The 13048-nt window shown below is 33.1% G+C and carries 8 protein-coding genes, 1 rRNA gene and 1 riboswitch; of the genes, 6 read left to right on the plus strand and 3 right to left on the minus strand.

Translation table 11 applies throughout. The features are described 5' to 3' along the window. The first annotated feature begins 2 nt into the window (after nucleotides 1-2). The 5 genes from rrf to HX088_RS01950 all read left to right on the plus strand — a co-directional run bounded on the left by rrf (nucleotide 3) and on the right by HX088_RS01950 (nucleotide 7073). Nucleotides 3-107: ribosomal RNA gene (gene rrf, locus HX088_RS01925) — 5S ribosomal RNA — on the plus strand. Nucleotides 108-625: 518 nt separating this feature from the next. Beyond that, nucleotides 626-815: riboswitch (cobalamin riboswitch) on the plus strand. A 96-nt stretch (nucleotides 816-911) separates the two neighbouring features. Next, on the plus strand, nucleotides 912-2909 hold the full coding sequence (locus tag HX088_RS01930) for a TonB-dependent receptor (RefSeq protein WP_260541580.1): 1998 nt from the start codon (nucleotides 912-914) through the stop codon (nucleotides 2907-2909). Then, nucleotides 2906-4042 carry a YncE family protein gene (locus tag HX088_RS01935; protein WP_286483185.1) on the plus strand — a complete coding sequence of 379 codons (1137 nt, stop codon included), beginning with the start codon at nucleotides 2906-2908 and terminating at the stop codon, nucleotides 4040-4042. Before HX088_RS01930 ends, HX088_RS01935 begins: the two co-directional genes overlap by 4 nt. 9 nt (nucleotides 4043-4051) lie before the next feature. Continuing rightward, nucleotides 4052-5422 carry a PKD-like domain-containing protein gene (locus HX088_RS01945; protein ID WP_317619451.1) on the plus strand — a complete coding sequence of 457 codons (1371 nt, stop codon included), beginning with the start codon at nucleotides 4052-4054 and terminating at the stop codon, nucleotides 5420-5422. 76 nt (nucleotides 5423-5498) lie between these two features. Further along, a complete protein-coding gene (locus tag HX088_RS01950; protein WP_286483187.1) occupies nucleotides 5499-7073 on the plus strand; it encodes a DUF5074 domain-containing protein in 1575 nt (524 codons plus the stop codon). Between the two features lie 51 nt (nucleotides 7074-7124). Here the strand turns inward: HX088_RS01950 and HX088_RS01955 are convergent, their stop codons facing one another. Continuing rightward, nucleotides 7125-8066 carry a hypothetical protein gene (locus tag HX088_RS01955; protein WP_286483189.1) on the minus strand — a complete coding sequence of 314 codons (942 nt, stop codon included), beginning with the start codon at nucleotides 8064-8066 and terminating at the stop codon, nucleotides 7125-7127. Nucleotides 8067-8233: 167 nt separating this feature from the next. Between HX088_RS01955 and HX088_RS01960 the strand changes: the two genes are divergently transcribed. Further along, a complete protein-coding gene (locus HX088_RS01960; RefSeq protein ID WP_286483191.1) occupies nucleotides 8234-9310 on the plus strand; it encodes a baeRF3 domain-containing protein in 1077 nt (358 codons plus the stop codon). Between the two features lie 101 nt (nucleotides 9311-9411). Here HX088_RS01960 and HX088_RS01965 read toward each other — a convergent pair whose 3' ends face one another. After that, entirely contained in the window at nucleotides 9412-9924 is a 513-nt protein-coding gene (locus tag HX088_RS01965) for a GNAT family N-acetyltransferase (RefSeq protein WP_286483193.1), read from the minus strand. A gap of 242 nt (nucleotides 9925-10166) precedes the next feature. Then, nucleotides 10167-13022: a leucine--tRNA ligase gene (leuS, locus tag HX088_RS01970; protein ID WP_286483194.1), complete on the minus strand. Its 2856-nt coding sequence runs from the start codon at nucleotides 13020-13022 to the stop codon at nucleotides 10167-10169. Nucleotides 13023-13048 lie beyond the last annotated feature (26 nt).

Raw genomic sequence — 13048 nt, forward strand, 5'->3', positions numbered from 1 at the left:
AGGGTGACTATAGCTGCAGGGCTCACCTCTTCCCATTCCGAACAGAGAAGTTAAGCCTGCCTGCGCCGATGGTACTGCTATTGCGGGAGAGTAGGTCGTCGCCAGTTTTTATCAAAAGCCTCAAGATTATTTCTTGAGGCTTTTTTTGTGGTTATACGTCGCGCTTTAGGCAGAACGTTTTAAGCTTTACGCATCTCCAAACTATGTTTTATAAAACAAGAAGCTTGCTTTCATCCAACAAGAGGCTTCTAATTAGTCAACGAGAAGCTTCTTCTTGATAAAAAGGAAGCTTCCTTTACAACTTACAACTCAGAACTCGATAACACTCCTAGTTTGTTTAGATTTTTATTGTCAGTCTTAAATCTTATCTCTTACGGTTTACGCTTAAAACTCGCGTTAGGGATAGTAGTGGAAATCCTTTTGTTTGACGAAGGATTTTGTTTTTAGGTACCTATGATACTCCAAACAAAAGATTGCAACGGATAGCCCGACCGAGCGTAGGAAATTTTACTATTTAATTATAATTTTGTTGGCGAGGGAACGCCCAGAAAGAAATTTTATAGAATATATGCAATTGATTTATATTTTGAATAAAAGTTTAATTGTTTATTCAAAATAATAACTTTATTTTTGGTTAACATTTGGTGCGAGCGTAATAGTTCGGTAACAGGGAATCAGGTGAAAATCCTGAACAGACCCGCTGCTGTAAGCTCCATATTTTTTAGAATATAAATTATCCACTGTTCTTTGTGAATGGGAAGGATTTTCTAAAAAAGGAGTAAGTCAGAAGACCTACCAAAATGATATGTTAATGCTTTCGGGGACTGAAGCGTGAAGAACAATTTTGGGATAGGTAAATGCCTATGTACTGACTTCATACACTCTCGTTAGCAACAATTAATTATTGCTAAATGAGAAATCTAAAAACTATAATTTATTGTTGCAGCTTGATTTTACTTTCATGTAATATTGCCTATGCGCAAATTTTTCGTGATAGTATTTTAGAGCTTCAACAGGTTGATATTTCAACGACAAATACTAAAACTGTAGTTCCTGTTCAAGAATTAAAGGGAGAGCAATTACAGGCTTTGAATAGCCATTCTGTTGCCGACGCTGTTCGTTTCTTTTCTGGTGTACAAATCAAAGATTACGGTGGGGTAGGTGGATTGAAAACAATTGATGTTCGTGGAATGGGCTCTCAGCATGTTGGAGTGTTTTATGATGGTATTCAATTGGGAAATGCGCAGAACGGAATTATAGATTTAGGAAAATTTTCGTTGGACGATATGGAAGTTATTTCGTTATACATTGGTCAAAAAAGTAATATTTTTCAATCAGCAAAAGATTATGCGTCAGCTAATGCAATTTATTTAGAAACTAAGAAGCCTGTTTTTAGAGATAACAAAAGTACTAATATTACACTTCGATATAAATTAGGCTCTATTCAATTAATTAACCCTTCAACACGAATTGAACAAAAGATTTCTGATCGTTTATCAGCAGTTTTAAGCGCTGAATATATCAAAACGAATGGAGTGTATAAATTTCGTTATCAACGAAAAAATATGGACGGTTCTACAGCATATGATACAGTTTTGAGACGTCGAGATGGGCAAGTTGACGCGAAACGTGTTGAATTGGGATTATTCGGAAAAGGAAATCAATGCAATTGGAATGTAAAAGGTTATTTGTTTGATTCGGATCGGGGAATACCAGCAGCAATTGTAAGAGGTCGATTTGATGGGCGCGGACAAACATTAGTTGATAAAAATTATTTTGTTCAGGGAAAATTCGAAAAACGTTTCAATAATTTTCAGTCGAAGATTAATGCAAAGTTTGCATACGATTTTACACATTTTACAGATACCGTTTCTACCGTAAAAAATGAAAATAAATACATTCAACGGGAGTTTTATGTTTCGTGGGCAAATCTATATTCTATTAGCGATAAGTGGGATGTGAACGTTGCAACTGACTATCAGTTTAACAATTTAGATGCTGATTTAAAAGAATTTTCATATCCAACTCGTCACACAAATTTGATTGCTTTTGCTTCAACTTATCGTATGAATCGTTTGAGTTTACAAGGAAGTTTATTGGGAACTTTTGTGAAAGAATCGGTCGAAAAAAATACAAGCGCACAAGATAAAACTATTTGGACACCAACGATTATTGCAAATTACCAACCATTCAAATCACACGATTTTAACATTAGAGCATTTTATAAGCGAATTTTTAGAATGCCAACGTTCAACGATTTATATTACACGAGTATTGGTTATGCTAATCTTCGACCAGAATTTTCTACACAATATAATGTGGGATTTACCTATTCTAAATCATTTCATCGTTTCTTCAAAAATATTTCTATTCAAGCTGATGCTTACTACAACGAAGTTACCGATAAAATTGTAGCTGTTCCTTCGGGCAGTTTGTTTCGATTTACAATGATGAATCTTGGTCAAACAAGGATGAAAGGATTGGATATTAAACTGCGATCAACATTTAGTTTTGGTGAGATAGAGTTTTCGCCAATGTTGAACTATGGTTTTTTAGAAGCGTTAGATTATTCAAGTCCTACAAAAAGTTACTACAAAAATCAAATTCCATATACAGCCAAGCATAGCGGATCCTTTGTTTTAGGCGCTTCATACAAAACGTGGAATTTCAATTACAGTTTTATTTATGTGGGCGAACGATACAATGTGCATCAAGATAATAATAAATATAATCGACTTAATCCTTGGTTTACAAATGATTTGGGCGTGCATAAAGAATTTAAATTAAATCAAAATTCGTTCAAAATTTCTTTTGAATTAAACAATGTCTTGAATCAACAATACGATGTGATTTACAATTATCCAATGCCAGGGAGGCAATTCAAATTTATATTAAGCGCAAATTTATGAGATATTTTAAACAATTATTCGTCTGTTTATTAACAGCAACCACTTTTTATGCATGTCAGCAAGATACGTATTTAATCGAAAGTGAAGTAGATGGTGTAACAACTCCAGAAGAAACAGATGTGGCTGGATTTTATTTACTGAACGAAGGAAAGATGGGAAGCAATATGGCGACAATAGATTATATGGAATTTAAAACAGGTGTGTATAATCGAAACATTTATGCTTCAGCAAACCCTGAAGTAGTAAAAGAATTGGGCGATGTTGGAAATGATATTAAGATTTATGGTAACAAGCTATATGCGGTAATCAATGTGTCCAATTTTATCGAAGTAATGGATGTTAAAACTGCGAAGCATTTAGGAACAATTCCTTTAGAGAATGGGCGATACATCACATTTGCAAATGGAAAGGCGTATGCTACTTCGTATGCAGGTCCAGTCACGCTTGACCCGAAAGCGCCTTTAGGAAAAGTAGTAGAGATTGATACGATTAATTTATCCGTTACGCGTCAAGTGACTGTTGGGTATCAACCAGATGAATTGGAAGTGGTTGGAAATAATTTATATGTTGCAAATTCTGGTGGGTATAGAGTTCCAGATTATGATAGAACTATTTCGGTTATTGACTTGTCAACATTTAAAGAAACGAAAAAAATAGATGTTGAAGTGAATCTTCATCGTATCAAAAAAGATGCTGATGGCGATTTGTATGTCACTTCTCGTGGTAATTATAAAGATATTTCATCTAATCTTTTTGTAATTGATAGTAAGACACATCAAATCAAAAAGAAATTTGATATTCCAGTTTCTAACTTTACAATTGATGATGACAAGCTGTATTATTATTCGAATGAATTTAGCTATACAACTTTCGAATACACCAAATCTTATGGCGTAATCGATACCAAAACAGAACAAGTTATCAACAAAACATTGGTGAATGATCCTGTGATTAATACTATCGAAACACCTTATGGAATCGCCATAAACCCAAAGACAAAAGACATTTTTATTACCGATGTTGGAAACTATGTTTCGATGGGTTATGTGTATTGTTTTGATAAAAATGGCGTGTTTAAATGGAAAACTGCAGGAGGAAATATTCCAGCTCATTTTGCCTTTGTTTACAAATAAAATTTACATATGAAAAATAAATCTATATTACTTTATTCAATTATTTCTTTGGGAGTAGTTGGAATTTACAGTTGTTCAGATGATGAATCAATTGATACTTCTTTATATGATGTTGCATTAAAAAGCGAGTATGAAGTTACTCGATTTAAGAATCTAAATATAGAAGCGAATACTCAAGGATTTGATAACGCAACTTATACTTGGAAAATAGGAGATTCAATTATTTCTACAACAGAAAAATTGGACTTTATTCCATTGAAATCTGGAGATTATAAATTAAAATTAATTGTTAAGAATAATTTAAAAAAGGATTCAGCAGTTTCAAATTTAAAAGTTAAAGATGTTTTAGAAAGTAAATACTCTTTTGATCGATTAAAGCTATATGATATTAAACCAGATTTAGATGATGAAACATTTAACTCATATACATGGAAACAAAATGGAGAAGTAATTGGAAGTTTAAAAGACTTACAATACATATCAGATATAGAAGGAGAATATAATTTAACATTAGAATTAAAAGGAAAATATAATGTAGACGTTTCTACGAAAATTAAGGTAAACAAAGAAACGTCTATTTATAGTAAATACATCGCACAAGTTTTTGATTATTTGCCATCAGTGGGACAGTTTGTGAATAAACTTCCAGCATATGTAGAAGGGGATACACAAGTTGAAATGACGGCTAAAGCAGGAAAAGAGTTAATTGGCAAAGAAGGCGGAATGATCACATTAGGTGGATTTGGTGGTTATGTCGTTTTTGGTTTTGATCATACAATTATGAATCACGCGAATAAACGCGATTTCAAAGTTTTAGGAAATGGATTTGCTGGATCATCTGAGCCAGGAATTATCATGGTTGCCTATGATAAAAATAAAAATGGTAAACCTGACGAAGATGAATGGTACGAAATTGCAGGAAGCGAATATCAAAATCCAAACACAATCAAAAATTATTCGATTGTTTTTCAAAAACCAACTGTTGAAGATGTAATTCCAAATCCTGAATATATAAAATGGACCGATAATCAAGGGAATTCAGGGTTTAAAACCAAGAATATTTACCATAAGCAATCGTATTATCCATTATGGTATAAGCAAAATGAACTGAAATTTTCAGGAACACTTTTACCTAATAATTATACCGAAAACAATGGAATTTGGACAGGAAAACAATATGCATATGGTTATGCAGATAATGCTCAAAATGATTCGGAGGATTCTAATATTGACATTGATTGGGCTGTCGATAAAAATGGAAACCCTGTCAAATTAATGGGAATAGATTTTATCAAAATTTACACAGGAACTAATCAGGAAGCGGGGTGGTTAGGCGAAATCTCGACTGAAGTAACTGGAGCTTACGATTTACATTTATAACATAACATTTTTAAATATTTTTCATCCGAAGCCATGAATCAATTGATAATGGTTTCGGATATCTTAAAAACAACACATGAAAAAACTTTTACTTTCAATTATTTCGATTGTAGCAATACAAACAAGCTTTGCACAAACAAAGGAATACACAAACGGTGTTTTTATCTTGAACGAAGATTGGTTTGGTCATTCAAATGGAACAATCAATTTTTTGAATCAAGATCATACAGTTGATTATAACATTTACAAAACGGCTAATCCAAACGAAGAATTAGGTGTCACGCCTCCTTTTGCAACAATTTATGGTGACAATTTTTATATTGTTTCAAAACAAGGAAATCGTTTGGTTGTCGCAGATGCTAAAAATTTAGAACAAAAAGCGAGCTTTACTAACATTGGTGGAGATGGAAGAAGTTTTGTGGGTGTAGATACTAAAACAGGATATATAGGAACTACGAGCGGACTATATTTATTTGATATTGAAAACATGGTGCAAGGAGCATTAATCGAAGGTACTGATAAAGTTGGTTCGTTGGCGAATATGATTCGTACATCGACTTATGTTTTTGCTGTTACTCAAAAAGGTGGAATCTTAGTTATCGATCCTAAAGCGCATACAATAAAGCAAACGATAACAGGAAATTTTATTTCTGTTGTACAAACAAAAGATGGGAATGTTTGGGGAGCTTTGGCGAATAAGTTAGTTAAAATAGACCCTGTTAGTTTAGCAACATCCGAAGTTGCGATTCCTACGAAAACCATCCCAAACACTTGGGGAGCGTGGAACGCAGGTAGTTTTAGTGCTTCATCCCAAGAGAATGCAATTTACTTTTTCCCTGGTGCTGGTTGGTCTATTAGTCCAACAATGGTGAAATATGATGTGGATAAAAACGAGTTTAACGAAAATTTTGTTACGATTCCTGGTCAAGACGAACAATATAAACAAGCTATTTATGGAGCAGGTTTACGTGTTGATCCTGTTACAGATGAGTTAATTGTAACAACAACAGAAAGTGGTTTTGGAAGTCATTATCAAAAAAACTGGATTCACAAATTTGACAACAAAGGAAATTTAACTAATACAATTCAATTAGAAGATTATTATTGGTTTCAATCATTGCCCGTTTTTCCAGATAACGCTGCACCGAAGATAAATGAGTTAGAAACAACATATCACATCAATTCTCCAACAGTAATTGACTTAAAGGATAAAGTTTCCGATGAAGATAATTTGGCAATTGCAATTGTTAAAGATTTAGAAATTCTCGAAAATGATAATGTGGCGGAAATTTCTATCAATGAAAAAGATGAGTTAGTGATCAATCCTTTAAAAAACGGAACAGCTAAAATCAACCTTTCTTTTAATTCGAATGGAAAAGTAGTCGCACAAACGATTTCAATTTCAACAGCTGTTTTAGGAACAAATGATTTGACGAAATCATTGATAAATGTTTACCCAAATCCTGTGAATAATATCTTGTTCATCGAAACAAAAGAAGAATCTAAGGCAGAAATCTTTGCACTTACAGGAACTAAAATTACGGAGAAAACACTTCAAAAAGGGAAGAATCAATTGGATGTTTCTTCTTTATTGAAAGGTGTTTATATCATAAAAGTTAACAACTCTACTTTCAAAGTAATCAAAAAGTAGTGTGTTATTTATTTGTGGAAAGAAGGTTGAGCAAGGCTCAACCTTTTTTGTTTAATAATAATTAATTGTGCGTTTTACACTATATTTTAATTCACCATCTGTTGAAATAGAAGCTTTTATCCAATTATTTTTCGAATCATATTCATACGAAACTTGATACGATGTTAAGAAGTTTTGTCCATTTCGAAATGATTGTTTCTTGAAGTTGACAATCTCATTTTTCGAATCAAAATCAGCCTGATAAACCAACATTTTATTGTGATCAAATGATTGTAGTTTTGAAATATTTCCATGATCAAAAAACATTATTTTGCTTGAGTTTCCAGCAACTTCTTCCTGAAAAACAGCTGTGTCTTTGTCGTAGATATAGTATATTTTTCGCCCTTTTTTTCCATCAAAAGAAGTCATCTCATCCAACACCAAGTGCCCTTTTTTATTATAAGTCAAATTGTTTTCAGAAATCGTAGCACCTTCTACTTTTGTTGTGATTTTATCTAACCTATTCGAATAATTAAAAACTGTTTCATAACTCGATTTAGATGTTTTTCCTTCATTTTTTTCAATCAAATTTATCAAGCGATTTTTATGGTCATAAACAAATGTTTTGTCTGCTGCAATTCGTTTTGGATCTTCATTATTGTTAATAACTGTATTCGTTTGTTTATCAATTAAATTCGAGTTGTTGTAGTCGTTATTAACATAGTTATAAACAGCTAATTTCCCTCGATAATCCAAATAATTGGTCCGTTTTTTTAACAAACCTTTCGAATTAAATTCTAACGAAATCTGATTATAAAATTCATTTTCCAAAAATGGTAAAGTAGTCGAATTTCCGTTCGCATCTGTAGCTGTTGAAACAACTTTTTCAACCTTTCCTTTTAGATTAAAATCAGCTAAAGTCGTTTTCACTTCATAGTCATTCGTCGAAATTTTTTGAGCAAAATTGACTTGTGATAAAACTAAACAAAGAGTTGTTAAAATTAATTTTTTCATATAAAATGGTTTGCCAAGGAAGTTTGTTAATACCCAACATTTATCTTTAATAAAGATACATATTTTTGAAAATGTTATTTTTTTTGTTAAAGTGTTGGTTATTAATTGTTGTTGAGAAATTTATAGATATCTTAATAGAATAATAAACATTTATAAAAATAATATTTATGAGTATTAAAGAACAACTTTTAACGCTAGCAACAGAAAAAAACTCTCCTTGTATTACGATTGCATTCAATACACATCGTACGAGCCCAGACAACCAACAAGACGCAATCAAACTAAAAAATTTAGCGAAAGAAGCGGAAGATAGATTATTGGAAATTCACTCCAAACGAGAAATTCCAGATATATTAGAAAAATTAGAAAATATAGCTGAAGAATTAGAAGTACATAAGAATTTAGAAAGTTTACACATTTATATTTCAAAGGACACGTTCGAATTTATACGTACTGATATTCCAATAACTCATGAAGGTGTTTGGATTGATGAAACGTTTCATATCAGACCTCTTATTAAAGTTATGAATCGTGTTACTGAATATTTGGTGCTGTACCTAACAAAAAAAGGGGTACACTTGTATCAAGCCATCAATGATTCGATTGTTCAAGAAATTGAAAATGATGATTTTCCATTTACAGAAAATAACTATAACCTAAGTAGTTTATTTAGCAAAACAGACGAGCAGAAAAACAAAATCAAAGACTTCTTTAATCAGATAGATAAATCAGTTCAGCGTGTAAACCCGGAAGGTAGTTTACGTTGCTTGGTCATTTCTACGGATGATAATTATGGTGAATTTATTGCCGAAGCAGATACGCCTAGTATATACTTAGGAAATATTTCTACCGATTTTAATTCACCAACGCAACAAAACGACTACATGGAAATTGCAGGTGAATTTATTAAAAATTATCAACACCAAAATCGAAAAAAATCGATCGAAGAAATGAGTGAAGCCGTAAGTAAAGGGCAAGTCTTAACAGATTTACAAGAAATTTATCAAGCTGCTATTGATGGTCGAGGAGATTTGTTAATTGTGCACCAAGATTACCAACAGCCAGTTCGTATGAAGGACGATCGTACATTTGAAATTGTTTCCGACGCTACAGAACCAGGTGTTTTGGACGATGTCGTAAGTACTATTGCATGGGAAGTGATTGCAAAAAAAGGGAATACAATTTTTACTAGCCAAGAGGAAATAAAAGAACTAGGTAATATTGTTTTGAAAACGAGGTATTAATTCTTTGCGCTAAAATTTATTCTCCATCTTAATTGTTATTTTTTTGTTAAATAAAAATTAAGATGGAATTTTTACTCTCCTTGTTTCAACTCATACCAGTATCAATCCAACTCCCAAATATCAAAATGAAAAGTTTCGGTTACTTCAAAACCAATTTTTTCTAATACCTTTCGTGAACCTTCGTTGTCAACATGTGTTATCGCGTTTAGTTGAATATGCGACATATTTTTTTTGTAATAATCCATACAAGCCTCCGCAGCTTCGGTTGCATAACCTTTTCCCCATGCTTCTTTTCGGTAACGATATCCGATATCAATAAAGTCAAAGCGATTGTTCATAGCCTCTTCTTCAATAATATATTTAAAACCAGTCCAACCAATCATTTTACCAGTTTCTTTCACCACAACTGCCAATCGTCCATGTCCCAACTCATCGTATTGACGCTGTAAATCTTCAATAATTTGGCGAGTTTGCTCAATAGTCTTTACAGGTTCAGCCTTTAGGTAAACGTGCACTTCGGGTTGAGAATCCATTTCATAAAAATCGTGCAAATCATCCATCGTAATTGGGCGTATAATCAATCGCTCCGTCTCTAACGTTGGTAAATATTTCATGTTGCGTATTTATTTGGACTAAGATATTAATTTTTTTTGGGCGTTCCCTTCGGGCGGGCTTTTCGTTCCAATCTTTGCTATTCAGCAAAGGATTTCCACTGCAATCCCTAACGCGGTTTTTAATTTTATTCTAAGTCTTGTCTTTCTGAGTTTGTCGAAAAATCTTTCCAATATAAAAGCCTCGCATTTGCGAGGCTTTTATCTATATTCTCAATACTAAAATCTAGTATCTAAAATTTTTTTTATCCAACGATGTTGATAATTTTTCCAGGAACAATAATAATGTTCTTTGGAGTGCGATCTCCCAATTGTTTGATGGTACGTTCGTCTTTCATGACAATTTCCTGAATTTCATCTTTTGATAAGGTTAAAGGCAATTCTAACAAGAATTTCATTTTACCATTAAATGAAACTGGATATTCTTTTGCATCTGCAACCAACCATTTTTCTTCAAAAATAGGGAAGTCAGCTTTTGCGACAGAAGTTTCGTGACCTAATTTAGACCATAATTCTTCTGCAATATGTGGTGCATAAGGCGAAATAATAATTGCTAAAGGCTCTAAAATTGCGCGTTTATTTGATTTTATTTTTCCTAATTCGTTCACTGCAATCATAAAGGTAGAAACCGATGTATTGAACGAGAAATTATTCACATCTTCGTCTACTTTTTTGATTGATTGATGAAGAACTTTCATTTCTTCTTTTGTTGGTTCGTCATCAGAAACGAAGAAACTCTCGTTTTCGCCATTATGGTACAATTTCCATAATTTTTTAAGGAATGAAGAAACACCAGAGATACCTTGTGTATTCCATGGTTTAGTTTGTTCTAACGGACCTAAAAACATTTCATACAAACGTAGCGCATCAGCACCATATTCGTCACAAATAGTATCTGGAGAAATTACATTAAACTTAGATTTTGACATTTTTTCAACTTCACGACCTGTGATGTATTTTTCGTCTTCTAAAATAAATTCAGCGTTTGCAAAATCTTCTCGCCACGCTTTGAATTTTTCTGTATCTAATTCATCCCCTCCATCTTTCAACATATTTACGTCAACATGGATTGGAGTGGTTTCGTGTTGATCTTTTAAACCTTTCGAAACAAATGTATTTGTTCCATTGATACGGTAAGCAAAAGCACTCATCCCCAAAATCATTCCTTGGTTGATTAATTTCGCTGCATATTCTTCCGTTGGAGCAAAACCTTTGTCAAATAAGAATTTTTGCCAAAAACGAGAATACAATAAGTGTCCAGTTGCGTGTTCAGAACCTCCCATGTACAGATCTACATTTTGCCAATAATCAACGGCTTGTTTTGATACAAATTCGTTATCATTCTTAGCATCCATGTAACGTAACCAATACCAAGAAGAACCTGCCCAACCAGGCATTGTATTCAATTCGATAGGGAAAATAGTTTCGTTGTTGATTAAACTATTGTCCACTACTTCGTTTGTAGTTGTGTTAAATGCCCATTTTGTTGCACGTCCTAATGGTGGTTCACCTTCTGCAGTTGGCAAATATTCGTCCACTTCTGGTAAAATTATTGGTAAGGCTTCTGTAGGAATCGTGTAAGGCATTCCGTCTTTGAAATAAACAGGAACTGGTTCTCCCCAATAGCGTTGGCGAGAGAAAACAGCTTCACGTAAACGGAAGTTTGTTTTTCCTTTTCCAAATCCTTTTTTTTCTAAGGCTTCAATTGCTTTTTCAACAGCTTGTTGATAACCTAATCCATTTAAGAAATCAGAATCTTGTAATTCGAATCCACCTTTTTCTGTAAAAGCAGCTTCAGAAATATCTTGTCCTTTGAAAATATTAATAATAGGTAAATTGAAATGATTTGCAAAAGAAAAATCTCGTTCGTCACCAGAAGGAACTGCCATTACAGCACCTGTTCCATACGATGCTAATACATAATCACCAATCCATATAGGAACTTGTTTTCCTGTAAATGGATGTATAGCAAAAGCTCCCGTAAATTCACCAGTAATATGTTTAGCATCAGCTAAACGATCACGTTCCGAACGTTTAGACGTATAATCTACATAGGCATCAACTTTTGCTTTGAATTCAGCAGTTGTAATTTGTGAAACCAAAGGATGTTCTGGTGCTAATGTAAGATAAGAAACCCCAAAAACAGTATCAGGACGAGTTGTGAAAACTTCAATTTTATCATCATGACCTTCAATTCCGAAGAAAATCGACGCTCCTTTAGATTTACCAATCCAATTGCGTTGAGAATCTTTGATTGGTTCTGGCCAATCAATTTTATCTAAATCCGTTAATAAACGATCTGCGTAAGCCGTGATACGCATCATCCATTGTGTCATTTTTTTACGCACAACAGGAAATCCACCACGTTCTGATAAACCATTTATTACTTCATCGTTCGCTAAAACAGTTCCTAAATCTGGACACCAGTTTACCTCGGCTTCTGCTAAGAATGTTAAACGATATTTTAATAAAATAGCTTGTTGTTCTTTTTCAGAAAATGCATTCCATTGTTCTGCTGTAAAGCGTTCTGTATCTTCATCACTTACAGCATTCACCGTTGTGTTTCCTTTAGTTTTGAATGTTTTAATTAACGATGAAATGGGTTCTGCTTTATTTGTTGAAAGATCATAATATGAATCAAATAATTGATTGAAAATCCATTGCGTCCATTTATAATATTCAGGTTCTGAAGTTCTAATTTCACGATCCCAATCGTATCCTAAACCAATTTTTTTCATTTGGTTTTCGTATCCTGCAATTACATTTCCTTGTTTATCAACACCACCTTCGATATTCATTTTTGTTGTAACAGCTGGATGTTGACCTGTTTGTATCGCATATTGTTCTGCAGGCAAACCGAAAGAATCGTAACCCATAGGGTGTAAAACGTTGAATCCTTTTAATTTTTTGTATCGGGAATAAATATCAGATGCAATGTATCCAAGTGGATGACCAACGTGTAAGCCAGCACCAGACGGATAAGGAAACATGTCTAATACATAAAATTTAGGTTTTTCTGATTGATTATCAGATTTGAACGTCTTGTCTTCAATCCAAAACTTTTGCCATTTTGGTTCGATTTCATTCGGATTATATTGCATTATTGGAAGTTATATTAAAATTAAAT

Origin of the sequence: Empedobacter sp. 225-1 (assembly GCF_030328185.1) — a bacterium.
Classification (GTDB): Bacteria; Bacteroidota; Bacteroidia; order Flavobacteriales; family Weeksellaceae; genus Empedobacter; species Empedobacter stercoris.